Raw genomic sequence first — 25801 nt, forward strand, 5'->3', positions numbered from 1 at the left:
CTCGCCCAGGCCGGCGCTGCCCTCATTTCATGTTGAAATGGCGTTATGCAGAGGTCTTTCATAAGACCCCAGCGGCTGAGTCTTGACATGAAAAAAGCCCCGGAGATCCGAGGCCTTTCTATTATTTTCAGCACATGACGATTAATGCGCGGAGCTTTTATCCCAATCTTCCTGTTTTGGAAGAATTTCGAATGTGTGCTCGGGTGGTGGTGATGGGATAGTCCATTCCAACGTATCGGCCCATTCGTTCCATGGGTTGTTCGCGGTGACCCGGCGCCCTGCAAAGACTGCATAGGCGATAATGCCGATGAACAACAAGAAGGAGGCGAAGGAGAGGAAGGCGCCCCAGCTTGACCAATAGTTCCAATAGGCAAAAGCCTCAGGATAATCGATATAGCGGCGTGGCATACCTTGGCGCCCGAGGAAGTGCTGCGGGAAGAAGGTGATGTTTGTGCCGATGAAGAACATCCAGAAGTGAATTTTGCCAAGGGTTTCATTGTACCAACGGCCAGCCATTTTTGGCAGATAGAAATAGACCCCTGCGAAAATACCAAAGGCGGCCGCAATTGCCATCACATAATGGAAGTGTGCAACCACATAGTAGGTGTCGTGATAGGCCCGGTCGACCGCAGCCTGCGACAGAACGATGCCGGTCACGCCGCCGACGGTAAACATGAAGACAAACCCTGTTGCAAAGAGCATTGGTGTTTTAAATTCGATTGAGCCGCCCCACATAGTCGCGATCCAAGAGAATATTTTCACCCCAGTAGGCACCGCGATGACCATTGTGGCCAACATGAAGTAGGATTGCTGCGTCAGTGACATGCCCACGGTGTACATGTGGTGTGCCCAAACAACGAAGCCCAGAGCGCCAATTGCGATAAGCGCCCAGACCATCGGCAGATAACCGAATACAGGTTTTTTTGAGAATGTTGCAATGACATGTGATATGATGCCAAAGGCAGGTAGGATGACGATATAAACCTCTGGATGCCCAAAGAACCACAGAATGTGTTGGTAAAGAATGGGATCCCCACCGCCGGCCGGATCAAAGAAGGCCGTACCGAAGTTACGGTCCGTCAGCAACATGGTGATCGCGCCGGCCAGAACAGGCAGGGCCAAAAGGATCAGCCAAGCGGTCACAAAGATTGACCAAGAAAACAGTGGAACTTTGAACAGGGTCATGCCGGGCGTGCGCATGTTCAGGAAGGTTGTGATCATATTAATCGCGCCCAGAATGGAAGAGGCCCCGGAGAGGTGGACCGCAAAAATGGCAAAGTCCATAGACATGCCACCTTCATTGACCGAGAGCGGCGGATATAGCACCCAGCCCACGCCCGAGCCGGCTTGTCCATTCCCGCCGGGGGTGATCACAGAGAGCACCGCCATCGTGGTCCCAGCAACATACATCCAGTAGGATAGGTTGTTCATGCGTGGGAAAGCCATATCAGGCGCGCCGATTTGCAAGGGCATGAAATAGTTGCCAAATCCACCAAATAGCGCTGGGATCACCACGAAGAACATCATCAAGATTCCGTGACCGGTGATCAAGACATTCCACAGGTGACCGTTGGGTGTACAATCACCCACGGCAGCGGCGGTGAGCCGTGCGCCCTCCATGCACATATACTGTACGCCTGGCTCCATAAGTTCCATCCGCATGTAGACGGTGAAGGCGACGGAAATGAAACCGGCCAAGCCGCCGGTCAAAAGGTAAAGGATACCAATATCTTTGTGATTGGTGGACATGAACCAACGTGTGAAGAAACCGCGGTTATCTTCGTGGTCGTGTCCGTGTACGGCTGCATCGGCCATCAGGCTCTCCCGTTTATTGCTACCAAAACAGAACAGCCGACTCGCAGCTGTCCCGTCTCTTTCTGTTATAGTCTCTACATTCCACAGGCTCGCAGCGCAACGCGGTGATGGAGGTTTTCTATGGGTTAAAATGGCGCAGGGGGTAGGCCCATGCCGCCCGATAGGTTTCGCCAAATCTCAAGAGCCAATTTCGATGCGCGCTACGTGGCGGCTTGTTCTGAAAATACTGCGTTAAAGTTGCGGCGCAGGGCGAGATCAACATCGGCAAGGGTGACCGGCAGGCCAAGATCTACAAGGGACGTCACCCCGTGCTCCGCGATGCCACAGGGGACAATGCCGGAAAAATGCTCCAGATCGGGTTCAACATTGATGGAAATTCCATGGAAGCTAATCCATTTGCGCAGGCGGATACCGATGGCCGCGATTTTATCCTCTGCCAGAGCGCCGCTGGGGTGCAGAGGCTTGTCGGGCCGTGTGACCCATACGCCGACCCGGCCGGGGCGAATCTCGCCTGTGACGTTGAACTCATCCAAGGTTCGGATGACCCAATCTTCCAATTGCTGTACAAACTTGCGCACGTCCCGCCCGCGCTTTCCAACATCGAGCATCACATAGATCACCCTCTGGCCGGGCCCATGATAGGTGTATTGCCCGCCCCGTTGCGCTTGAAACACGTCAAAGCGATCCGGATCTGTGAGATCCTTGGCATCGGCGCTGGTGCCAGCCGTGTAAAGAGGAGGGTGCTCCAAAAGCCAAATCGCCTCAGAGGCGCGGCTGGCCAAAATATCCGCAACCCGCGCTTCCATCCAGCGCACGGACTCTTTATATCCCACTGGATTTTCCGAGGTGATCCATTTGACCATCACACAATGCCTTTCGCACGCAAACGTGGCATGTGGCTCCGGCTGACCGGGACAGATGCGCCGTTTGCTAAGATTAGGCGGGCACCGTCCCCTCGGCGCTCGGTTTTGTCAATGGCATCAAAGCTGACCCAATGGGAATGGTGCACTTGCAGACCTGGGGAGTGCCGCGGTGGTGGGACGGCGTTAGTTTTGAGGTGGCGCAATTTTCCCTCTTGAGCCTCCGGCAGCCCTCGACTATGCAGCGTCCAAACCACGCGGTCGTGGCGGAATTGGTAGACGCGCAGCGTTGAGGTCGCTGTGAGGTAACACTCGTGGGGGTTCGAGTCCCCCCGACCGCACCAATATTTCAGAAATATTTATTGAAATTCCTTGGGTTATTCTATCGAGGAGGTTCATCGTGTCACACATCCCGTATACAATTTTCCGTTCCGGCACCTATTACTACAATCGACGTGTGCCAATACATGCAGTTAATTCCTATGGTCATTTCATCAGGCAGGTACTGTCGAAAGATCCACTGAAAGCCGAAGCACTCTCTAAACGTCTTAGTAATGTACTGGAGGGTGCCTGGAGTGCTACGACAAATGCCCCACCAGTAAATGTCTTTACCATTATTAAAGGCTTCCATCCAAGACGTGTAGCTCTGTCAGAGATAGCTGTTGAGTATCTGGCGTTGAAACAGATAGATCAAACACCACCCCGTGTTGCTCTAAGCACCTTCTTATCTCTAGCTGGTGATCGAGATGTCAGCGAATACACACGGCAAGATGTCAAGCTGTTTGTTCACCACTTGGAAATGAAGGGTAACAAGACAGCTACTATCAGACGCAGGATCAATAGCCTCTCGGCTATTATGAATTATGCCTATTCTGAATTGGATTTGGATAAACGTAATCCATTCACCAGATTTTTCATTCGCAATGAAGGTGATGACGTATTCAAGCGTGGCATCTTCACCAATGATCAACTCAAATGGGGCTATGACAAAGCTTTGGCTTCTGGCAGCAGTGTCAAACTCCTGATGCCCTTACTGGGTGAGACGGGCTGTAGACTGGCAGAGATTGTGGGGCTAAGATTGGAGGATATAAACCTGGATAATGACCTCATATATATCAGGCCTAACTCAGCCAGAAGGCTCAAGAACAAGACCAGTGAAAGAGTGCTGCCGTTGGTTGGCTATGCAAAGCTGGCAATGGAACAGGCCCAAATAAAGGCGGACGATCAGTGGTTGTTCCCCCAATATATAAAGCCAGGGCACTGCTACGCCACACACGCTTCTAATGCGGTCAACAAGTGGCTGAAGCGTGACTTTGGTGGACTGACAGCACACAGCTTAAGGCATACGTTCAGAGACCGTTTGAGGGCTGTAGAGTGTCCTATGGATATGATTGATCAGATAGGTGGGTGGAGATCTGTCGGTGGTGTGGGAACTAACTATGGGCATGGTTATTCGAGATTGCAGGTTGAGCGATGGTTGCGGTTAGTTTTAATTCCGCTAGCCTCTGGTGATGGTACCTACACCCTAGACCCTTTCTAGAAGATTTTTATTATACGTTGATAGCCAAAAAGTATCATAAGGTTGCTGGCTGCCGGAAGTTTTGGTCTAGAGTTTATGTTTTCACTCTAGATCGTTTTAACTAGGCGGGCTAAGAAATGGGACGTGATGATGGAGAAGTAAGTGCAGAGAAAAAACATCTTTGTTCGGTCGAGTGCTAGGGCAAAAATTGCCTTTTCGGCCTCCCCACTCGGATTTTTGCTCGCAGCCTGCGGTGGAGGAGGTGGCGATGGGGCTGGTACAAATTCTATTTCGACAACAACTTCAAATAATTTTGTTGATAATTTGAACGGATTAAATGCGTTTGTGGCAGAATCAGCAAGTGATTTTACCGGCAGATATAGTGCTTCTGATCAGCTTTCTTCGCCGGCTTTGGATCAATCAAAATCAGAAAATTATTTATCAGGTTATGACAACAAAACTGCACTTACGGCGCTATCTGGTCAAAATGAAATCGATAGTCTGCTCTTCACCAACAATGAAGATTCCTCTAAAACTGAATATTGGCAAGGAGCAGATGCTGAAAATAAAATTTCCTTTAGCTTTTTCAATACTACTATATTGTTATTAGACGAGAATGCTTACGTTGGTGGAGGCGGTAGTGGGGTTTATAATAATGGTTTTCATGAATTTAGCGATGTCCAGAAAGATGCAGTCAGAACAGCACTTCTTGAGTTTGAAAAAGTAATCAACGTAGAGTTCGTTGAAGTCGCTGAAGAAAACGATCAAGTTGGTACGATTAGGTTTGGCATTAGCCAAGATGAGATGGCAGACAACACTGTGGCATTCGCCTGGGTGGTTGATGATTATTGGTCAACGGGCGGTGATGTTTGGCTTGATACCAATCATAATGGCGTAGACCTTGGAAAAGGTACGTATGAGTTTTTGACCTTAATCCATGAAATTGGTCATGCAATGGGATTGGCGCATCCACACGAAGGTGGTGCGCAAACGTTGCAGTCTGAATTGGATTTCATAAACTACACTGTGATGAGTTATGAGAGCCCGGACTGGGCATATTTTGGCTCTGGATCTAACAGGGATATCACGATTTCTGACAGTTTAATGGTCTATGATATTCAAGCTCTCCAGTACATGTATGGAGCAAATAATGACTATAATTCAGGAAACACCAAATATGAATTTGATCCAACAAAACCAAATTCGTTGACAATTTGGGATGGTGGAGGAGAAGATTTACTAGATTTTTCGAATTTTAATTATCGGTGTGATATTGATCTCAATGACGGAGCATATTCCACGATCAGATACGCTGGCTGGAATCCAGATGATAATTTTGGAATTGCATTTAACACCTTCATCGAAAATGTTTCAGGCTCTCAATCTAATGATACTATTATTGGAAACGAACTTGATAATGAAATTTCCGGTAATGATGGAAATGACACACTCTTCGGTGGTGCCGGTAACGATGTCTTTAATTGGGCAACGGATAGTCGAGATGGCGTTGATACAATGCATGGCGGGACTGGAAATGATACCTACGTGCTTTCAAGCGCCAGTGACATCGTAGTAGAATTAGCAGGAGAGGGGGCCGATACAGTATATACGCCGACTAGCTATTCTGCTCCTTCAAATGTAGAAAATGTATTCGGTTTTGGAAATCGAGGGAGCCTCACGATAAAAGGAAACAATCTCGACAATGTCCTTCGTGGCTCCGAACTAAATGACATCATTGAGGGTGGCGGCGGTTCAGATGATTTTTTACTCTACGTTGGAATGGGAAATGATAAAGTAACAGACTTTAATTCTGATGAAGGAGACGAGGTATTACTCGCCTATGGCCTTTCAGGTTACCAATTTGCGAATACGTCTACAGGAGCCATGTACAGCTTAGAAGACGGTTCTTCTTTGGAGTTAGTTTATGAGTTTATTGCCTAGGTCAGATTTTCAATAAACCGCCGTCCAATCCGGCACCCAATCTTCCCATAACGGCTTGCCCTTAAATTTCCGAAACAATTCCAGCTCGGTGAGATGCCTCTGGCTTGGTGGTCCAGAATAGTGGTCTTGTTGTAGCTCCACCGGATTATCAGGATGCGGTTCTTGCTCGATCACATCAAAATATTCGGTAGTGTGTTCAACTACAGGGTGTGTCACGCCTGTAACCTCTTCGAAGGCGGCTTGCATTTCTTGATACAGAAAATGGTCATAGCCGAACGGCACGATATAACTGTCGTGGACCGTGAGAATTGGGCATTTATAGACGCAGGTGAATTTTTCAATCAGCTTCTCCGTGATTTGACTGTCAACATACATAAGATCAATCCCAGCTCCTGAAGCTAACTTGTGGGCAATTGGTTCGTGCTTTTGAGCAAGCTGCTGCAACATGGCTGATAGCTGTCCATCAGTCATTTTCTTTTCTGGACTGCCGGTTACTGACTGAGACCTAAAGGCTTTGAAGGCTTTCTTTGTGTCATCTGAATTGATGGCTGTCAGCAGTAGAAGTTTGGCTGCAGCCCTAAGGTCAACATCAGGATCAATGTCATTGATGCCATGCAATTCGTAGGGATCTTCATTTACCTCAGCCCAATAGTTGATCCCCTCCTGCGCATACAAAATAACAATGTGTAGGCCCGAGAAATCTATCTCAGCTGTCATGATCCCATCGAATTGAATTTTCTTCCGGTAGTTTTTCGGACATCTTTGCCACCAACCACCATAGAACCTTCCGCCCTGATCCCATCTGGAGTTGTTAAAGATACGTCTGACCCTTTTATCCTGCTGGTTGATCTGAAGACGCATTTTCTTTTTGCCATCACCAATTGTCAAAACTGATGTCTCAAGATCGTAAATGTCGATGTGGGTTTGCTCCAAAATTTTGATGTAATCGAGCAAGACGGATCTCATCCTCTTGGTCTCAGACGTGTCTGAGTATTCTTGCGCATCTTTGGATTCATTCCGTAAGACGATCGGCTCCCAGTCTTCGTGATAGGATATATAGAATTGGTTGAATCTAGCTTTCTCAAAAAGAGTTATCAATTTTTCTGAGGCCCATAGGCGAGACTGAAATCCAATACCACTTTCCCTGTCATTGAATCCTAATTGTTGACCGATCACCCCATTTGCGATCAATGAGTCAACAATACTAATGATCTTCTTACTGATGTGCAGCTCGTTATATCGAGATCTAGCTTTGTAGGCGTTATTGTCTCTGCTGAACATCAGCATCAATACAGGGTCGGCACACCAGGCCACATAAAGATCAAGTAGGATCACCTTCACCAGCTTCTTGCTGATCCGAGAATTTCCATTAATAGATTGGAGATCAGTGAAGACATGGCCTACTAAGTCATTCACCTCAGGATATTCTGACCACCTGTGGACATCTAAAGGTCTGGCATTGGCATAGTCTATTTCTGTCATGATATCTCATAATATTGTTTATTATTAATACCTTGAATAAGATATAAAGATATATAAATCAATAGAATAACCAGCATATTTCATGCTATTATTACATAACTCAGACGTTTTTATTACTTGGGAGATTTTCAAAGGGCGAATTGTAGTTAACACCTTAAGTGCTGACCGCACTGGCACAGACCAAATATATATGACGGGTACGGATGGGGTGGCCCATATGGGATAGTATTAAGATTGAGCAAAAGTGGTTCGCAAAAGTTTTCACCAAACGGGGCATCAAGTGATTATTTGTTATCACGCATTTGGCCCACACCGTGGCATACGTAGGGATAAGTCATGCGGAGTTACAGCAAAAGGGTCAGTCAGAATTTAACACATCACCTGTCCATTTCGTTTTCAAAGAAATTGTAAGCGAAAAATAATAAAACAGCACTGAGCATGAGGACTGAACTACCAGCTAAAGCTAGGGCAAGTTCGAGCAGACTTAGGTTTAAATCGCTTCCCAATATGGACTTCCAACTCATGTGCACACTCCTAACTCGGACCAGCTTGAAAGCTGAACGCTATTTTGTATCTAGCTTTAAATTATATTTTATGATTTTAGTCAACGAATACATATGTATACCAGCTGGACGTCAAATGCCCTGGAATGTATTTGGAGTGCGAGCATTCTTTACAATGCAGTGAATTAAAGTGATTATTTATAAAAGTCGGAGGGGGCAAAAATGAGATTAATTTGTATATTTTTCACCGTTTTTTTTTCGCAAAGCGCAAATGCACAAATTAAAGAAGTTCGTCTAAAAACACTTTTATCCATTTGTGAGACAGCTCAGTCTACCAATGATCTTGGTACAATAAAAAATATTGCTAATCAGCTCAAAGATGAGCCGTTACAATCAAATCATATATTGGCATCAAGAATGAGGATCTGTCTTTCAGCAGCGAATGGTGGTGAAACAACAAAAATTAATGCTGAAGGTTTAGTTAAATCAATCGCAGAGAAAATGTTAGCAATTGAAAGCGATTGTAATGCACTTTTGGAAATTGCTCCCAATGTAGCATTAGATAATAAGACATGCAGAACAATATTTATTTCAAACAACTAGGCCCAAAGATCGAACTCTCCATCTTCTGACGTCAAAAATTCGGCTGACCTGGGGCCGCCGTAAGCCACATTTGGGCCTGGAGGCAGCGAGAGGTACCGCTATTGTCGTAGGATAAACCTGGCCCACTATATGCTAATCATGAATCTTAAGCTTCCGATAGGTGGCTTGAGCCGGGTCTCGGCAAAGCTTAAGCTTGCGGGCATCATACTAGTAATCACATTCTAAAAAATTGGTTTCTAGGCACTTTATTGCCATACTATTAGCTAATGCAACTTCGTCTAGAGCCATTTCTGCAGCAAGTTCTTCTTGTTCTTTTAGTGCTAAGGCCATGCCATTCTCTGCCGATATTTGAAACCACATGTGTGCTTTTATTCTATCTTGTTGAACACCAAGGCCATTACTATACATCGTCCCAATCATTTTTTGTGCGTAGGGATCGCCGCTTTGAGCTACTGTAGTGTACAAGTCCAAAGCTTTTTTGTAGTCTTGAGGTACTCCAGAGCCATGGTAATGTAATATGGCTAAGCGCCACTGAGCTGGAATATAACCCTCATCTGCAGCTAGCGTGTACCAATTAGCTGCTTCAACATCATCCTGATCAAAGCCTTGGCCTTGGCTGTGCATTAACCCAAGAAAAAATCTCGCAACGTTGTTTCCTTCTGTTGCGAGTTCTTGCCATTGGTCAACAGCAACCTGATATTCGTTATTTTTGTAGGCAGCCCAGGCAATATTTAGTTTTTTTAGGACTTCTCGTTTTTCTTGTAAGGCGATCACCTTATTCATGCGCTCTTCAGAGTTTTTCAACTTTTTAGAATTCACTGTTTTTTGTTCTGTCTCTGCTTTCTCTTCAGAGTGACTGTCCGCATGAACAACGGAAGTAAAAAATGCAAAAATGGCCGCTTGAATTATAAATTTTATCATCACTCGCATCTTCCATCGCCTGTTCAAACCTAATGCCTGATAAGATGACCGATAGATAATACAAATTCAAAGCTAAAAATACTCGCAAATCGATTTTAACTATTTCTAGTAAGGTTTCTGGTATCCGTTGTTTCATATCTAGGGCATAGAGAGGTATGATTAATCAGACCAATGCACAGTCACTTATTAAAAATATATTATCATAAAATGAATAAGGAGGCTGCTGCTTACGACCAGAGGTGCCGCTAACGGCATCACTCTAATTAACACCCACTGAACTCAATGCAATTGAGCAAATAAACATAATCGGTTCTGTTGGGGTGGCGCATATGGGCAGCGTTGAGATTTATCCAAAGTGTTTAGCGAAGGTTTTTACAAAGCGGGGCATCAAGTGATTATTTGTTGTCACACATTTGGTCCACATCGTGACACACATCGGGATATATCGTGGTCAATTCCCGTATTGACGGGCAGTTATAATTGTGGAAATCTTGGTGGAGGAATTCTTTAAGTTACTGAAAATATGTTTCTAACCGTTCAGCGTTGAGGTCGCTGTGAGGTAACACTCGTGGGGGGGCGAGTCCCCCCGACCGCACCAACATATCCTCTCGGCAGGGCATCCTTTGGGCGTAGAGCGGTTGGTGGGTTGGGCAAAATCACTGCTCTGGTCGAATTGGCTGGAGGTTACGGCGCGATTTAAACTTTATCTATTATTCTACGCTCTTGTGTTTGATGCACCGTGAGATTTGTCGCAAAGGTGCCTGATTTTTTACAAGTCAGCGGGGCAATTCACATCTTAACTTGCCATAAACCTTCCACACTGACATATGTGAAAGGATAACACAGTTAAGAAAGGGAATAATATGTTTAAAATTGGATCCATGCTTCTTGTATGTGCGACCCTCGCTTTGTCCGCATGCTCCGCAACAAATGGTGTTGGCGGCAGTTCCGCGCGCACGGTTGCAGCTGAACCGACAATGAACAAAATGTAATAAGCCACGAAGCAAGCACCTGCTTGCCTCTTTAGAACTGCGCATTTTAGCCCGTTTCGGTGGGCTAAAATAGCCTGCATATAAATACCAATCCTGTGAGCTGACGGGGTCACCCGTCGACGGGCATGCCCTGGTCAGCCATCATCTGGCCGCGTCACGGTTTTGCCAGTCACTGAACCGCGATATTTCGACAATAATTCTGCATCCACCTCGGTTCCATCGGCCAAGAAGGGCAATATTCCGCGCCGAAGCGAGAGGCCGCGCATGGCTTTGATATCATCATCTGATTTGGTCACCCTTTGGCTCATCCGCCGGCCCCATTCCGCGAGCTTGCTATAGAGCTGTTCAATTTCTGCTTGGTGCCCATCGCCCTTAGCCAGGTCGATAAACTCGTCGGGATCGGTTTGTAGATCAAACAACATTGGGCGAAAGCCACCTTCTGCATGCATCAGTTTAAAGCGCCCGTCAAAGACCATGTACAGGCGCGCATCTCGGGGTTCCAGACCGAGTTTCACGGCCTGCGACGTGGCCGAATAGTCATATTCGCTGATCGCAAAGGAGCGCCATTCCGGGTGTTCTCCGTGCAGCCAGGGGATCAAGCTTCGGCCCTCAATGATATGATCTGGCAGTTTTCCGCCTGCGGCGTCGACAAAGGTTGCGGCCAGATCAATAGATTCCACGAGCGCGTCGCAGGTCGTGCCACGGGTTGGGTCTGCCGCGGGACGTGGGTCATAGATGATCATCGGAATTTTCGCCGACGCGTCATGAAAGAGGTCTTTCTCGCCGAGCCAATGGTCACCCAAGTAATCCCCGTGATCCGATGTCAGCACGATCATAGTATCCTCGAGGCGGCCTTTGTCTTCGAGATAGGTCAGCAGCCGGCCCAGCTGGTCATCGCATTGTTTGATCAATCCCATATAGGCGGGGATCACCTTTTGGCGGACCTCTTCTTTTTGGAAGGCTTGAGCGATCTTATTGCCCTGATAGGCGCCAAATACTGGATGAGGGTCATCTTGCTCCATCGCGTGGCGCGTGGCTGGCGGCACATGGCGGGCGTCATACATATTGTGGTAGGGCGCAGGTACTATATAGGGCCAATGCGGCTTGATATAGCTGACATGGGCCATCCAAGGGGTCGCTTTGTCCCGTGTTTCCATGAACTCGATCGTTTTGCTGGTTAACCAAGGCGTTTCGCTGTGCTCTTCGGCAATATTGGCTGGTTTATCGGCATTTGTGAAAATCCAACCGCTGGCAATCTCGTTGCCGTCTACCCCGGCATTGGCAAAATCAGCCCAAGGGTTTTCTGATTGGTAGCCTTGGGATTTGAGATATTCATTATACGGTGAGCGTTTTTCGTCATAGAATCCATCAGGACCGTAAGCCCAAAGCCCATCGTCCCTGATCCAAGTGTCAAAGCCGCATTCAGCCTGACGCGCTCCAATCACGCTGTCGGGGCTGAGCCCCAGTCTCGCCATGCCTGCGGCATCGGCTTTCATATGGGTTTTGCCGATCAGACAGCAGTCCATGCCGGAGTTGCGCAGGTGATCGCCCATTGTCATTTCGCCAACCCTGAGCGGGAATCCGTTCCACTGCGCCCCGTGGGATGAGGCGTATCGACCGGTATAAAAACACATGCGCGAGCCACCGCATATTGGTGATTGTACATAGGCATTGGTAAAACGGACGCCCATGGCGGCCACGCGATCAAAATTTGGCGTGTGCAAATGCGGATGGCCGGCACAGGACAGGTAGTCAAAGCGCAGTTGGTCATACATGATGAACAAAATATTCATGGTGGATCTATGCCCCTTTACGGCAATTTTTGCGCCGGATGTTGATTCTAATAGTAAGAGTGCCGCGTTCCAGTCGCCAGGGCAAACGTGTTGTTTAAATCCCGCTTAATAACCGGAGGCTTTGCCTGCCCCTGTGCAGTTGCGGCCGATCATTCACTCAGAAAGGGGGCTGAAGCAAAGGAGATTGTGCCAACTGGGGGCGCATGGTCCTTAGGCGACACAGGGGCAATATCGATTTGCTATTTGCATCTTAATTTGCAAGCTGTTGGCACTCGCCGATTTGTACAATTGGGAGAGTACAATCCATGCAAAAGGAGCACAATCCATATGGCTAGCCAATTATTTTCATCCATTACTCTGGCCGGCATTGAGCTGCGCAACAGGATCATCGTGGCGCCCATGTGCCAGTATAGTGCCGATGAAGGGGCCGCGACGGATTGGCATTTGATGCACCTGGGGCAATATGCGGTCTCTGGCGTTGGCTTAATTATCACCGAAGCGGTGGGTGTAGAAATGGCTGGCCGGATTTCACCCGGTTGTTTGAGCCTTTGCACAGATGCCCAAGAAGCTGGTCTGAAACGCGTGGTCGAGTTTTGCCAAACATTCGGCAATACCACCATGGGGATTCAGTTGAGCCATGCGGGCCGCAAGGGCTCGACGGATCTGCCTTGGCTTGGCGGCAAACCCATTGCCGCTGCTGATCCAAGAGGTTGGGCCACAGAAGCCCCGTCAGCCACGCCCTATGCGCCTGATGGCTGGGAAACCCCAGCGGCCTTAGACGAGGCCGGGCTGGCGCGCATCAAGGCGGCTTTCGTCGATGCGGCTATTCGGGCAGATCGCATTGGGTTTGAGGTGGCTGAGTTGCATGCGGCGCATGGGTATCTTTTGCATCAATTTCTCTCCCCTTTGAGCAATCTGCGCAGGGATGCCTATGGCGGCAGCTTGGAAAATAGAATGCGCTTCCCACTTGAGGTTTTCGATGCTGTAGCCGAAGTTTGGCCCAAGCATAAGGCCCTTGGCGTGCGGTTTTCAGCGACCGATTGGGTGGCGCGTTCCAGTTGGGATGTTGCAGAATCTACCCGTTTCGCAGCTGCGTTGAATGCTCATGGCTGTGACTTCATTGATGTCTCCAGCGCAGGCAATTCGCCTGAGCAAAATATCGAGGTTGGACCCGGTTATCAGACTGGATTTGCAGCAGAAATTCGTCGTGAGACGGGTCTGCCCACCATGGCTGTTGGGCAAATTACTGAGCCGCACCAGGCAGAGACGTTGATCCGCTCGGGGCAGGCGGATATGGTGGCGCTTGCGCGTGGCATGCTCAACAACCCGCGTTGGGCCTGGCATGCGGCGGAGGCATTGAATGCTGAGGCCGCTTATGCGCCGCAATATATGCGCTCTAACAAAGCGCTGCGCGGCCTGCCCATTCCGGGCAACCCGCCTGTTGCGGTGAAAAAGTAAAAGCCTCAACCGCGGTTTGGGCGGGCCTAGAACTGGAGCTGCACTTTCATGGCATGGCTGCGGTCGCTGGAGGTTGTGAAGGCTTGGATGGCTTCGCTGATTGGGAAGCTATGGGTGATCAGGTGATCCACGGTAATCGCGCCAGATTGCATGAGCTTGACGGCGGTGAAAAACTCCTCATGAAAACGAAAGGAGCCGCGCAGCGAGATCTCCTTGGCCGTCAGGGCTTGCATCGGCACGGTCATGTCCCCGCCGAGACCCAGCTGGACTAAGACCCCGCGCGGTCGTAAACAAGCTAGGCCCGCGGCCAGTGCTGCGGCCGCGCCAGAGCATTCCAGATGCACATCGACTTGGCCTTTGTCTGCATGAAATGCCGCCAATGCTTGTGGGTTTTCTTGTGTATTGAGTACAGTATCCGCGCCACAAAGCTTGGCCATGGTAAGGGTATAATTGGACAGATCAGTTGCTATGATACGCGCGGCGCCGGCGTGGCGGGCCGCCAAAATACAGAGCGCACCGATTGGGCCGCAGCCGGTGATCAGCACAGTTTTGCCGGTCAGATCCCCTGACTGCGCCACGGCGTGCAGGCAGACCGCAAGGGGCTCAGCCATAGCAGCCTGTGCCGCCGTCAGGCCATCGGCCGGGGCGCATTGGGCCGCGCTGACAATTAGATGCTCTTGAAAGGCGCCTTGGATATGAGGAAAGGGCATGGCACTTCCGTAAAAGCGCATGTTCAGGCAATGGTTGTGCTGCCCTTGCGCGCAAAAACCGCAGCCATGACAGGGCCGAGAGGGAGATATGGCCACCAGCTGGCCCGTCTTTAGATCACCGGTGTCTGCCCCTAGGGCTCGAATCACGCCAGAAACTTCATGGCCCAAAACCATAGGCTCGCGCAGTTTGATCGCTCCGAATCCACCGTTATGGTAATAATGGAGATCAGAGCCGCAGATACCGCCCGCCTGCATTTGGATCAACACCTCACCAGCGGCGGGGGCGGCAACGTTTTGGGATTCAATGCGCAAGTCCCCTGCGGCGTGGATGACGATTGATGAGCAGTTTTGCGACATTCGTGTTTCTCCAGATGATGTTTCCCCATAGACTACTGCCTGAATGAGGAATGCACCAAAGGAAAATACAATGACTCTTGAAATGTTCAACTTATCTGGAAAACGTGCGCTGATCACTGGATCCAGCCAAGGTATCGGTTTTGCTTTGGCTCGGGGATTGGCCGGGGCGGGGGCGGAAATTATCCTCAATGGGCGCAATCAAGCGAAGCTTGCGACCGCGCAGCAAGAGCTGGGCGATGATGTTGCAACGGTGCATTCCCTAGCCTTTGATGCCACAGATCACGAAGCGGTGCGGCGCGCTGTGGACGGCTTTGAGGCGGAGGTCGGTGCGATTGATATTTTGATCAACAACGCCGGCATGCAGCACCGCACTGAGTTGCATAATTTTCCGCCGGATGCGTTCGAACGCCTGTTGCAAACCAATATTGCCTCTGTTTTTCATGTGGGACAGGCCGTTGCCCGTCATATGATCGCGCGAAAAGGTGGCAAAATAATCAATATTGCCTCGGTGCAAACCGCGCTCGCGCGCCCAGGCATAGCCCCCTACACAGCGACCAAAGGCGCCGTGGGCAATTTGACCAAGGGCATGGCAACCGATTGGGCGCAATATGGCCTCAATTGCAACGCCATCGCGCCGGGCTATTTCGACACGCCTTTGAATGCGGCGCTGGTAGCAGATCCAGATTTCAGCACATGGCTCGCCAAACGCACCCCGGCCGGGCGCTGGGGCACGGTAGAGGAATTGGTCGGCGCGGCGGTATTTTTGTCCTCTGATGCGGCGAGCTTCGTCAATGGGCATATTCTCTATGTGGATGGCGGCATTACCGCATCGCTCTGACGCGTCCGGATTGCGTTTAAAACACTTGCGACGATCCAAAAAATAAACTTATCTGTATGCACTTAACTGGGCAGCGGGGTGTCTTCCGGACCCGCCCGGCGCTGGAACATGCGCGTGAAATCCCCGTGAGTTTGATGCGGTACGCATCGGTTTTGCTGTAGGGGACTCTGCGCCTCTGCATGTAACGGGAGATAAATTATGAAAACTGTAGGAGTTGTCGGACTGGGCGATATGGGTAGCGGTTTGGCGAAAAATTTGTTGAAACATGGATATAAGGTGCAAGGGGCTGACCTTTTACCCCACCGCCAAGACGCATTTCGTGCGATGGGCGGACAGCTTTGTTATTGCCCTGCTGATGTCGGGCGCGGGGCTGATGCGGTCTTTGTCATGGTCATGAGGGGAGAGCAGGCGAAATCTGTTATTTTCGCGCCTGACGGTCTTCTTGCTACTTTGCCTGAAGGCAGCGCGATCGTGTTGTCTGCGACAACCACACCCCAGGAAGCGCGCGATATTGGCGCGCAAGTGGAAGGTTCTGGTGTGTATTTGATCGACAGCCCGGTCTCGGGTGGATTTCCTGGTGCGCAGGCGGGCAGCCTGACGCTCATGGCCGCTGCACTACCAGAAATTCTAGATCGTTTCCTGCCCATTCTTGAAGCGGTCTCAGCCAATATTCACCGGGTTGGCCAGCGGCCAGGCGATGGGCAGACGGTGAAAGCCTGCCTGCAATCGCTCATCGGCGCGCAATTTTCGGCAACATTCGAAGCTGCGGCTCTGGCGGCAAAGGCCGGTGTGCCGGGGCAGGTGCTGCTTGATGTGTTTTCCACTTCTTCGGCGGGCTGTGGGGTGGTGAATAATGCGCTTGAGAAGATCATTGATCGGCAATTTGAAGGCACGGGCAGTCACATAAATACGATGCATAAGGATCTGACGATTGCTATGGCTCTGGGCGAGGCGCTGGGCGTTCCGCTCCATACCGCAGGATCTGCGATGCAAATTTTCCACGCTGGCAAAAGCAAATACCCCAATGGCGACAATTGGGTCTGCACAAGGGTGATTGAGGAGATTGTTGGCGCCGAACTGCACCGCGAGTTGGCGCCATGAAGCTCGGTGTTATTTGCGACGGGATCAGCCGCGATTTGCGCCATGCGGTGGATGTGATGGATGAGTTTGATTTGGAGTATGCGGAGCTACAATATGTGGGCGATACAGAAGTGGGGGATCACACCCCGCAAGAAATTGTGGCGATTGATGAACTTTTGCGCGATCGAGGCAAGCCGGTGTCGTGCCTGTCTCGGCACATATTTGCGGGCATGAGCGCCGCAAATCGCCCCGGGGATGCTCTGCATGTGTCACATATGGATGCGCTCAAGCGGGTGATTGAGATGGCACATATTGTCGGATCGCCCTTGGTTCGGATCATGACCCAACGCAAAGAACAAATCTTGTGGGGCATGAACGGGGCGGAGCGCTGGAATGTTGCTCATGGGGTCTGGGACAGCATGCCGCCCTTCATTGCGCCTGCTGTTGAGCTGGCCAAAGCTGAAGGCGTGGTATTGGTGGTGGAAACTGGCAATGGCACTTTGGTGAATTCCAATTATACCGCGCGTCGGTTGATTGACGAATTGGACGCAAAGGCGCATCTAAAGGTTCTGTGGGATCCCGGAAATAATTGTTGGTGTCATGAATTGGCCTATCCGGATGGCTATGAGACACTGCGTGGCGGGTATCTCGGTCATATTCATATCAAGGATGTCAAAGTCGACACGCCGCGCGCATTGCTCGAAGTGCGGCGCCTGGGGGAGGGGCAATTGGCGGATCTATTCGCGCCGATCGCTGCGGCCTTGCGGGCGGATAGCTATGATGGGGTGGTCTCGTTGGAGAGTGTCTACCATCCGGGCAATGGTGATTTTGAAGCCGGATTTCGCCTCTGTGTCGAACATTTTAAAAATTTGTTTTTATGATGTTGATTGCGGCCTGAACAGGTGCAGGCCGCAATCAATTTATTAGACCTCTTTATAACAACAGCTGCCAAGCCATACTATTTTGCCCTGTGGCGCAGCTCTCATTTCGTGTTGAACTGCCGCGATGCAGAGGTTTTTTATAGGTGCGCACATTCTGGCACGGGTGTAATCACGGTGCCGTCCTTGAGATGTTGGAGCAGATTATCTACGGTGAGCGCGCCCATAGCCGCCCGAGTTTCGACCGTGGCGCTGCCCACATGCGGCAAAAGCACAGTATTGGGCAGATCGCGCAGCGCCTGCGGCACCGCCGGTTCCGCTTCAAAGACATCGAGCCCCGCCCAGCCGAGCTTGCCGCTTTGAAGTACCTCAATCAAAGCGGCCTCATCGACGACAGATCCGCGGCTGACATTGATCAAAGTGCCATTTGGCCCCAATGCCTCCAAGACCTCGGCATTTACGATTTTATGGGTGGAGGGGCCGCCGGGTGTGATGCAGATTAGCGCGTCGCAGCTGCGTGCCATTTCAGTAAGGTTGTCAAAGTAACGATATGGCACATCTTTTTGCGTGCGAGAGTGATAGACAACCGTTGTATCCCAAGGCGCGAGCTTGTCGGCAATGGCCTGGCCAATGCGGCCAAGTCCCAAAATTCCAACGGTCTTTTTGTCCATCGAGCGGGTCAGCGGGGCGTTACCCTTGGCGCTCCAATCGCCGGATCGGACGTAGGCATCGTCACGCAGCAACTCGCGATAGCAGGCCAGCAGGAGCAAGAGCGCCGTAGTGGCGACCTCTTGGTTCAAAACATTTGGCGTATGAGCGACAAGGATATTGCGGCGCACCGCTTCGGTAACGTTAATCGCATCATAACCGACACCGTAACCACTGATGACTTTGAGATTGCTAAGCGAGGTCATGAGCTCCGGGTTCACGCCATCATGGCCATTTGTGATGACATGAGTGATGGCCGTAGGATCAAAATCGTCCAATTGGTGAATCGTGAATGCCGCTTCTAGTCGATCTTGCATCTGTGGGGTTATACCACCGATTTGTAGAAGCTGATGGGTCATTCTGCGTCACTTTCTGAGGCTAATGTGGCGGTTTGGCCGGTCAAATGTCGTGCCAAATGGTCATGAACCCGTTTGCGGGTCAAGGCTTCGTTTGCCGCCAAGGCGGCTTCTAATATGTCACTGTGTTGCTGAATATTGTTGGATATGAAATCAAATTTACGGTCTGCCTTCATCAATTGCTGCCGGAATTGTGCGTAGATGAGGCTGTGCATGGCCTTCAGGGTGGTTGAGCCGCAAGCGGAAATTAAAGTTTGGTGAAATTCTTTTTCAGAGGTAAACCAAAGATCCACCAGATCCGTAGGATCTTCACGTGCATGGATACGCTTTTCGAGGTGGCTTAATTTATGATGCGCTGCGGTCAGGCTGGCCTCCCAAGCGACGCCGCCTTGGCGAATGGACAAGACCGCACCCTCGCTCTCGAGTAATATTCGCAAATGTGTCAACTCGATGAGCTTGGTGGGCGATAATTCCGGCACGCGGAAACCCTTTTGGTCCATGAAATGCACCAAACCATCGCTGGACAAACGAAACAGGATCTCGCGGACCGTGCTGGCCGAGCACCCAAATTCTTCACGCAACAATTCGGCGCGGAGTTTTTGCCCATGGTCATAGGTATCGGTTGTTAGGCGCTTTTTCAGCTCGCGATAGATCTTGTTTTCACTCTCCATGATTGCATTTTAGCACATGGTTGGAAAATTACGAGAAATATTTCGATATTTTATTAATATCTCGAAAATATTAAAAATTCCATTTTTCTCTTGATGATCTCGATTCGTCATCCTAACCTAACACCACAATATCTGTGAAAACGCACTAAAGCGTTAAAAATAAACACTAAAAGTCTGGGAGGACAACATGAAGTTTATGAAAACTGCGGCGTCAGTTGCGATAATTGCGTCAATGGGCGCTTCGGCGGCATTTGCGGGTGGGCATGCTGAGACCAAATTGCGCATCCAAACCCACTATGCGCCAGAAACCGTATCCGGCAAACTTGCAGCCCAATATATTGCGGATGTGCAAAGCATGTCCGGTGGCGCGATCGAAATTGAAATGTTCTACTCCTCTTCGGTTGTGAAATCCGTTGAGACATTCGATGCGGCAGCCACAGGCATTTTGGACTGTGACATGACCGGCGGTGGCTACCAAACTGGCAAAAACCCTGCGTTCCAATTTGTTGGCGACATCATGGGCGGCTATGCGACACCATATCAGCAGTTGAGCTGGCTATACTACGGCGGCGGTCTGGAAGATGCGCAGGCCCTGTATAACAAATATGATATGCAGCTCGTTGGCTGGTGGGTTTATGGCCAAGAGAGCCTAGCATCTTCCAAGCCTTTGGATGGACCGGCCGCGTTAAAAGATTTCAAATTCCGCTCGCCCCCTGGCATGGAAACAAAGATCTTTGAAAAGCTCGGTGCCAAACCGATCGTGATGGATTTCACAGAGATTTTTACGGCGCTTGAAACTGGTATCATCGATGGCGCGGATGCATCTGGTCTGGCCAATAACGTGGGTCTGGGTCTGTATGATCTGGTGAAACACGCGAACTTCCCAGGCTTTCACTCCATGCCGTCGGATCACCTGGCTTGTAACAAAGCGGTTTGGGATGCGATGCCAGAAGCGCACCGCACCATCATGTCCGTCGCTATGGAAGCCCTTGCACTTCGCACAGCCTTGACTTTCGAAAAAGCGAACGCGGCGGCAGCTGCGCAGCTGCGTGCTGAAGGGGTAACCCTCTGGCAGTGGTCGGAAGAAGACCTTCAGGCTTTCCGTGATGCTGCACAAGCCACATGGCCTGAGTTTGCGACAACACCAGAAGCCAAAGCACTTGTAGCAAGCCACGTTGGCTACCTCACAGAGCTTGGTTTGGTTTCCAACTAAAATCTGAAATTAAAAGACCGGCCCGATCTGTTCGGGCCGGTCGTCTTGTTTCCCTTCACAATAATTTCAGGAAGTACCCTTATGCGAGCTTCACCTAATAGCGTCATTCAATGGATACTTCCTCTTGCGTTTATCGCCAGCGCCAGTTGGGTGGTTTGGAACGGCGCAACCTATATCATGGCTTTTGGGGGATATACCGACGCTTTGGCGGCCCGCTACCGGCCGATCATGACGCTTGATTATATCATCCTTTTGGCGCTTCCACTCATTGCCTTGGTGGGCATTTGGACTGTGCGCGGCGCGGCCATGGAAATCGATGATCCTGGCCCGTTCGATGGGGTCGCCATGTTTGTAGGCCGGGTGACGATGATGTTGATCGCTTTGGTCGTCGCGGTGATGATGTATGAGGTGATCTTGCGCTATGTCTTTGAAAGTCCAACCCTCTGGGCTAATGAAATGTCCCTTTGGTTGGCTGGGTTTGTGTTCATCCTTGCGGGCTTTTACGCCATGCAGCAGCGCAGCCATATCCGCATCTATTTGCTCTACGATATGATGCCCCGGGGCTTTCAAAAAGCCTGTGATACCATTTCCACTGTGTTAATCGTCGTCTTCGCATTCTTCCTAGTTTATGGTGGCTACGGCGAAGCAAAAGCGAAACTCTTGCGGTGGGAGACCTTTGGCACCGCCTTCGACCCCCCGATCCCTGCGACCTTGAAACCTTTGGTTTTGGCCGTGGTGACTTTGGTTGCCATTCAAGCGATCTTGAATCTAATCAAAGACTGGAATCTTGAGCCAGAAATTCACACGGCTGCGGACGATATCGATCAAGATGAAATTGAGCGACTTAAAAAAGTTGTAGGAGACGTATGATGGATATCGGTACAATCTCACTCGTCCTCCTAGTTGGATTATTGGTGCTTTTAGCGATTGGAATGCCGCTTGGTCTTGCCTCAGCGGTCATGGCAGTTGCAGTTTTGGTCATGAAGTTTGAACCTGCATTGATTGCAGATCCATTGAGCTTTGGCGACGGGTTGCTCACCCGAAAATTTGGCACGGGCCCGTTGAACATATTAGCTCAGAAAATCTATGGGTTGCTCACGGATTACGTCTTGATATCCATTCCGTTGTTTATCTTCATGGCAGCCTTGCTGGAACGCTCAGGCATTGCCAAGGGAATGTATACCTCCTTGAATGTCTGGCTCTCAGGGGTGCGAGGCGGCATTGCGATTGTGACCTCGGTCATGGCCGTTATTATGGCCGCTATGTCTGGCATCATTGGCGGTGAAGTGGTGTTGTTGGGACTGATCGCATTGCCACAAATGCTGCGTCTTGGTTACAATCAAAACTTGGCCATTGGAACGATCTGCGCCTCAGGCTCGCTCGGCACAATGATCCCGCCTTCAATTGTGTTGATTATCTATGGCCTGATCACTGAAACCTCAATCAAGGCACTATTCACGGGCGCATTCGTGCCGGGCTTCATGTTGGCGATGATGTTCATACTTTACATCATTGTGCGTACGCAAATGAATCCAGAGCAGGCTCCCTTGCCGGAACCAAAACCTGGCGACCCGCAAGGCGCGGAAAAATGGGCGCTTTTCGGTGCCTTCCTGTCCATCATCACAGCAGGCTTCTCTTTTGCTTTGTTTCTACGGGTCGTGTTTTTCACGCTTGCAGGGCAAAATGTCTATGAAGAAGGTGTCGATGCCATTGCCTATGGAACCCCTGATTATATTCCTTGGTTTGGTGGACTCACCGCTATCTCGCTCGGGCTGATCATTTTTGCCTTCGGCATTGAGCGTGCACGTACCGGTTGGAACATGGGCAAAGGTTTGGTTGCGCCGATTGTTGTTATTGGCGTCGTATTGGGCTCTATTTATGGAGGTATCTCCGGCATCACAGAAGCGGCGGGCATGGGTGTGGTTGCGGTGCTCATCATTTCCGTATTTCGCGGTGAGGCCAGTTTTGACCTCGTGTGGGAAAGCTTGATGCGCACCCTCAAATCCACTGGTACGATCATCTGGGTGACGATCGGTGCGGCGGCGCTGGCGGGTGCCTATACCATCGCTGGCGGCCCGCAATATGTGGCAGACCTCATCGTTGGGCTCGACATGCCAACCATGGGCATTTTGTTGATGATGATGCTGATCTTACTCTTCATGGGTGCGTTTATGGATTGGGTTGGGATCGTCTTGCTGATCATTCCAGTGTTCTTGCCGATTGTGCAGCGCCTGCCAATTGAAGAGATTGGCCTGATCGGTCAATTGGAACCACGCTATCTTTCTGTCTGGTTTGGGGTGCTTTTTTGCATGAATATGCAAGTCAGTTTTCTATCACCGCCCTTTGGGCCCGCGGCGTTCTATCTCAAGTCAGTCGCGCCGGCTCATATCTCTTTGACGGATATTTTTAAAGGCTTTTTACCTTTTATATGCGTGCAGCTTTTGGCACTTGCAGTCATGTTGATCTGGCCGAATATCGTCACGCTCCTGCTGTAGCCCTAAGGCGTCAGATGTGCCGTTGAGTTTTGCATTTTCAGTACGCCCGCGGACCACAGGCGCTCCGAGGTTGTAAGTGTAAGGATTGACATGGATTTTGTACGATTGGACCGAGCTGATACGGTGGTGACGGCAACCCGCAGTTTATCGCCCGGCAGTGAAATTGATCGGGTAGCCACCCGCTCGACGATACCTTCCGGCCATAAGGTTGCCATCCAGGCGATGGCTATCGGGGATCCGGTGCGCAAATATGCCCAAATCATCGGCTATGCTTCATGCGAGATCTTGCCAGGTGATCACGTGCACACCCACAACGTGGAATTTCGCAACACTGATACAGATTATGAGTTTTCCACAGATTTGAGAGCGGTAGCACCGGCAGCAACTCAAGATCATTTCATGGGGTATCGACGTGAAAACGGTGCGGTTGGCACGCGTAATTACATTGCCATCGTCACCTCAGTCAATTGCTCAGCCACTGCTGCACGTATGATCGCGGACCATTTTACGGCTGATGTCTTGGCAGCGTATCCAAATGTGGAGGGTGTGGCCGCTTTTGTGCATGGTACGGGATGCGGTATGGCCGATTCTGGGGATGGGTTCGAAGCGCTACAGCGGGTGATGTGGGGCTACGCCAAACATCCCAACCATGCTGGGGTTCTCATGGTGGGTTTGGGCTGTGAGATGAACCAGATTGATTGGTTGCTTGAGGCCTATGGGCTGAAGCAAAGCGAGACATTTCAGACAATGAATATTCAAAAAGTTGCAGGGCTGCGGCAGACCGTTGAGCTGGGTATCGCCAAAATCAAAGCTATGCTGCCAATTGCTAATCAAGCACGGCGCGAAAAATGTCCCGCTTCACACCTGATGGTCGCGCTGCAATGCGGCGGCTCTGATGCTTGGTCAGGCGTGACCGCCAATCCGGCGCTTGGTTATGCTTGCGATCTGTTGACGGCCCAAGGTGCGACGGGCGTGTTGGCCGAAACCCCTGAAATCTATGGTGCCGAGCATCTGCTGACCCGCCGTGCAGTGACCCCGGCGGTGGGTGAGCGCTTGCTTGGTCTGATCAAATGGTGGGAGGATTATACGGCGCGCAACAATGGCTCCATGGATAATAATCCAAGCCCTGGCAATAAGGCTGGCGGTTTGACGACGATTTTGGAAAAATCACTCGGAGCGGCGGCAAAAGGCGGAACGTCACCTCTGACTGGGGTGTATAAATACGCCGAACCCGTGCGCAGCCGTGGGTTCACCTTTATGGACAGCCCGGGTTATGATCCGGCCTCGGTCACGGGTCAGATCGCCGGTGGCTGCAATCTGGTGTGTTTCACCACGGGGCGCGGCTCTGCGTTTGGATCCAAACCTGCACCCACGATTAAGGTGGCCACCAATAGTGAAATGGCCAAGCGCATGTCGGAAGATATGGACATCGATGCCGGTGAAATTCTCTCCAAAGGCGTCAGCGTTGAGCAAAAGGGCCGCGAAATCTACGAGATGTTTTTGCGCGTGGCCTCCGGTGAGGTCACTAAATCTGAGGCGCAGGGGCTTGGTGATTATGAATTTGTTCCATGGCAAATAGGGGCAGTCATGTGAAACGGATTTTGGTGGTTGGCGGCGGGTTGATTGGCCTTCGGCATTTGGAGGCGGTCAAAGCCCATCCCGAGTGCAGCCTTGTCGGATTGGCCGATCCGAATATGTCGCTGGAAGTTGATGCGCCGCGCTTTGCCTCTATGGCGGAGGTCCCCGCGTCGGTGGATGGGGTGATTATCGCCACTCCGACCCATTTGCATGCAGCCCATGGCATGGAAGCGGCCGCGCGGGGCTGGCCGATGTTGATCGAAAAACCTGTGGCCGGAAGTCTTCAGCAAGCGCGCGAGCTGGCGAAGGTCTTACAGGACCACAAAATTGCGTCACTCGTGGGCCATCACCGCCGCTATCATCGGGTGGTTCAGCAGTTGAAGTCGTGTTTGGACTCCAGACAGATTGGCGAGGTGGTGACGGTGCAGGTGATATGGGCCATGCGGAAGCCTGATGCGTATTTTCAGGGTAATTGGCGAACCCAAGACGGCAGCCCGGTCATGATAAATCTGGTGCATGACATTGATATACTGCGGTTTGCGATTGGTGAAATTGTCCAAGCCAAAGCGTTGCGGGGCCGGTCGCAACGTGGTGCTGTTCGGATCGAGACGGGTGTGATTGCATTTGGGTTTGAGACCGGTGCAGTTGGAACGGTTGCTTTTTCCGACGTCACACCAAGCCCTTGGGGCTTTGAGGCCGGGACAGGCGAAAATCCTAATATCGGAGCGACCCATCAAGATATGATGTGGATCACGGGCACCAAAGGGGCTTTGAGCTTCCCCTCGATGACCCTATGGCAGGGTGAAGATTGGGGGCAGGCGGCGAGAAAAATTTCCACCACCGCTGAGAAGAATGTAAAAGTGCCGTTGGACGCGCAGTTGGATCATTTCTTAGAGGTTATCGACGGGGCAGAGCCAATGATCGATGTGGCTGATGCCACGAAAACCTTGGAAGTTGCTTTGAGTTTAGAGGCTGAATTGGCCGGGCAATCTGAAATGGGCAGGGTGCAGGTATAATTCGTTCATTCAGA

The 25801-nt window shown here is 50.6% G+C and carries 21 protein-coding genes and 1 tRNA gene; 14 read left to right on the forward strand and 8 right to left on the reverse strand.

Features of this window, described 5'->3' with window-relative positions; translation table 11 throughout:
• Positions 1–141 precede the first annotated feature (141 nt).
• Both ctaD and lipB read right to left on the reverse strand, forming a co-directional pair.
• Complete coding sequence (gene ctaD / locus ABLW18_RS09945; RefSeq protein WP_347824654.1) at positions 142–1815, reverse strand: cytochrome c oxidase subunit I; 1674 nt, start codon at positions 1813–1815, stop codon at positions 142–144.
• Between the two features lie 200 nt (positions 1816–2015).
• Positions 2016–2735, reverse strand: coding sequence for a lipoyl(octanoyl) transferase LipB (gene lipB, locus ABLW18_RS09950; RefSeq protein WP_347824685.1), 720 nt, complete (start codon positions 2733–2735; stop codon positions 2016–2018).
• A gap of 89 nt (positions 2736–2824) precedes the next feature.
• On the opposite strand from lipB, the gene ABLW18_RS09955 reads away from it, so the two are divergent.
• From ABLW18_RS09955 to ABLW18_RS09970, 4 genes are all read left to right on the forward strand, one after another.
• A complete protein-coding gene (locus ABLW18_RS09955) occupies positions 2825–2968 on the forward strand; it encodes a hypothetical protein (RefSeq protein ID WP_347824655.1) in 144 nt (47 codons plus the stop codon).
• Positions 2933–3019 (forward strand) — tRNA-Leu (locus ABLW18_RS09960). The genes ABLW18_RS09955 and ABLW18_RS09960 overlap by 36 nt, the downstream gene beginning before the upstream one ends.
• 56 nt (positions 3020–3075) lie before the next feature.
• Entirely contained in the window at positions 3076–4215 is a 1140-nt protein-coding gene (locus tag ABLW18_RS09965; protein ID WP_347824656.1) for a tyrosine-type recombinase/integrase, read from the forward strand.
• A 141-nt stretch (positions 4216–4356) separates the two neighbouring features.
• Positions 4357–6135 (forward strand): M10 family metallopeptidase, encoded by a 1779-nt coding sequence (locus ABLW18_RS09970; protein WP_347824657.1) that lies wholly within the window; start codon positions 4357–4359, stop codon positions 6133–6135.
• A gap of 9 nt (positions 6136–6144) precedes the next feature.
• On the opposite strand, the gene ABLW18_RS09975 is transcribed toward ABLW18_RS09970, so the two are convergent.
• Complete coding sequence (locus ABLW18_RS09975; protein ID WP_271547950.1) at positions 6145–7617, reverse strand: hypothetical protein; 1473 nt, start codon at positions 7615–7617, stop codon at positions 6145–6147.
• Between the two features lie 725 nt (positions 7618–8342).
• On the opposite strand from ABLW18_RS09975, the gene ABLW18_RS09980 reads away from it, so the two are divergent.
• Positions 8343–8723, forward strand: a complete 381-nt coding sequence (locus tag ABLW18_RS09980) for a hypothetical protein (RefSeq protein ID WP_347824658.1) — start codon at positions 8343–8345, stop codon at positions 8721–8723.
• 207 nt (positions 8724–8930) lie between these two features.
• Here ABLW18_RS09980 and ABLW18_RS09985 read toward each other — a convergent pair whose 3' ends face one another.
• Complete coding sequence (locus ABLW18_RS09985) at positions 8931–9653, reverse strand: tetratricopeptide repeat protein (RefSeq protein WP_347824659.1); 723 nt, start codon at positions 9651–9653, stop codon at positions 8931–8933.
• Between the two features lie 1117 nt (positions 9654–10770).
• Positions 10771–12429, reverse strand: a complete 1659-nt coding sequence (locus ABLW18_RS09990; protein ID WP_347824660.1) for a sulfatase-like hydrolase/transferase — start codon at positions 12427–12429, stop codon at positions 10771–10773.
• 327 nt (positions 12430–12756) lie between these two features.
• Between ABLW18_RS09990 and ABLW18_RS09995 the strand changes: the two genes are divergently transcribed.
• Positions 12757–13887, forward strand: coding sequence for an NADH:flavin oxidoreductase/NADH oxidase (locus tag ABLW18_RS09995; RefSeq protein ID WP_347824661.1), 1131 nt, complete (start codon positions 12757–12759; stop codon positions 13885–13887).
• A gap of 26 nt (positions 13888–13913) precedes the next feature.
• Here ABLW18_RS09995 and ABLW18_RS10000 read toward each other — a convergent pair whose 3' ends face one another.
• On the reverse strand, positions 13914–14954 hold the full coding sequence (locus ABLW18_RS10000; RefSeq protein WP_347824662.1) for an L-idonate 5-dehydrogenase: 1041 nt from the start codon (positions 14952–14954) through the stop codon (positions 13914–13916).
• Positions 14955–15024: 70 nt separating this feature from the next.
• Between ABLW18_RS10000 and ABLW18_RS10005 the strand changes: the two genes are divergently transcribed.
• The 3 genes from ABLW18_RS10005 to ABLW18_RS10015 all read left to right on the forward strand — a co-directional run bounded on the left by ABLW18_RS10005 (position 15025) and on the right by ABLW18_RS10015 (position 17753).
• Positions 15025–15792 (forward strand): SDR family oxidoreductase, encoded by a 768-nt coding sequence (locus tag ABLW18_RS10005; RefSeq protein WP_347824663.1) that lies wholly within the window; start codon positions 15025–15027, stop codon positions 15790–15792.
• A 198-nt stretch (positions 15793–15990) separates the two neighbouring features.
• Positions 15991–16893, forward strand: coding sequence for an NAD(P)-dependent oxidoreductase (locus tag ABLW18_RS10010; protein ID WP_347824664.1), 903 nt, complete (start codon positions 15991–15993; stop codon positions 16891–16893).
• Positions 16890–17753 carry a sugar phosphate isomerase/epimerase family protein gene (locus tag ABLW18_RS10015; RefSeq protein WP_347824665.1) on the forward strand — a complete coding sequence of 288 codons (864 nt, stop codon included), beginning with the start codon at positions 16890–16892 and terminating at the stop codon, positions 17751–17753. Before ABLW18_RS10010 ends, ABLW18_RS10015 begins: the two co-directional genes overlap by 4 nt.
• 137 nt (positions 17754–17890) lie before the next feature.
• On the opposite strand, the gene ABLW18_RS10020 is transcribed toward ABLW18_RS10015, so the two are convergent.
• Together ABLW18_RS10020 and ABLW18_RS10025 are read right to left on the reverse strand one after the other, a co-directional pair.
• Positions 17891–18817, reverse strand: coding sequence for a 2-hydroxyacid dehydrogenase (locus ABLW18_RS10020; RefSeq protein WP_347824666.1), 927 nt, complete (start codon positions 18815–18817; stop codon positions 17891–17893).
• Positions 18814–19485, reverse strand: coding sequence for an FCD domain-containing protein (locus ABLW18_RS10025; RefSeq protein WP_347824667.1), 672 nt, complete (start codon positions 19483–19485; stop codon positions 18814–18816). The genes ABLW18_RS10020 and ABLW18_RS10025 overlap by 4 nt, the downstream gene beginning before the upstream one ends.
• 187 nt (positions 19486–19672) lie before the next feature.
• On the opposite strand from ABLW18_RS10025, the gene ABLW18_RS10030 reads away from it, so the two are divergent.
• From ABLW18_RS10030 to ABLW18_RS10050, 5 genes are all read left to right on the forward strand, one after another.
• Positions 19673–20698: a TRAP transporter substrate-binding protein gene (locus ABLW18_RS10030; protein WP_347824668.1), complete on the forward strand. Its 1026-nt coding sequence runs from the start codon at positions 19673–19675 to the stop codon at positions 20696–20698.
• An 81-nt stretch (positions 20699–20779) separates the two neighbouring features.
• Positions 20780–21568 (forward strand): TRAP transporter small permease, encoded by a 789-nt coding sequence (locus tag ABLW18_RS10035; RefSeq protein ID WP_347824669.1) that lies wholly within the window; start codon positions 20780–20782, stop codon positions 21566–21568.
• Positions 21568–23193, forward strand: coding sequence for a TRAP transporter large permease subunit (locus ABLW18_RS10040; protein WP_347824670.1), 1626 nt, complete (start codon positions 21568–21570; stop codon positions 23191–23193). Before ABLW18_RS10035 ends, ABLW18_RS10040 begins: the two co-directional genes overlap by 1 nt.
• A 90-nt stretch (positions 23194–23283) precedes the next feature.
• The gene (locus tag ABLW18_RS10045) at positions 23284–24786 is read left to right on the forward strand and encodes an altronate dehydratase family protein (protein WP_347824671.1); all 1503 of its coding nucleotides are present in this window, start codon (positions 23284–23286) and stop codon (positions 24784–24786) included.
• Positions 24783–25787, forward strand: a complete 1005-nt coding sequence (locus ABLW18_RS10050; protein ID WP_347824672.1) for a Gfo/Idh/MocA family oxidoreductase — start codon at positions 24783–24785, stop codon at positions 25785–25787. The genes ABLW18_RS10045 and ABLW18_RS10050 overlap by 4 nt, the downstream gene beginning before the upstream one ends.
• The last annotated feature ends 14 nt before the right edge of the window (positions 25788–25801 follow it).

The organism is uncultured Planktomarina sp. (assembly GCA_943788425.1).
Classification (GTDB): domain Bacteria; phylum Pseudomonadota; class Alphaproteobacteria; order Rhodobacterales; family Rhodobacteraceae; genus Planktomarina.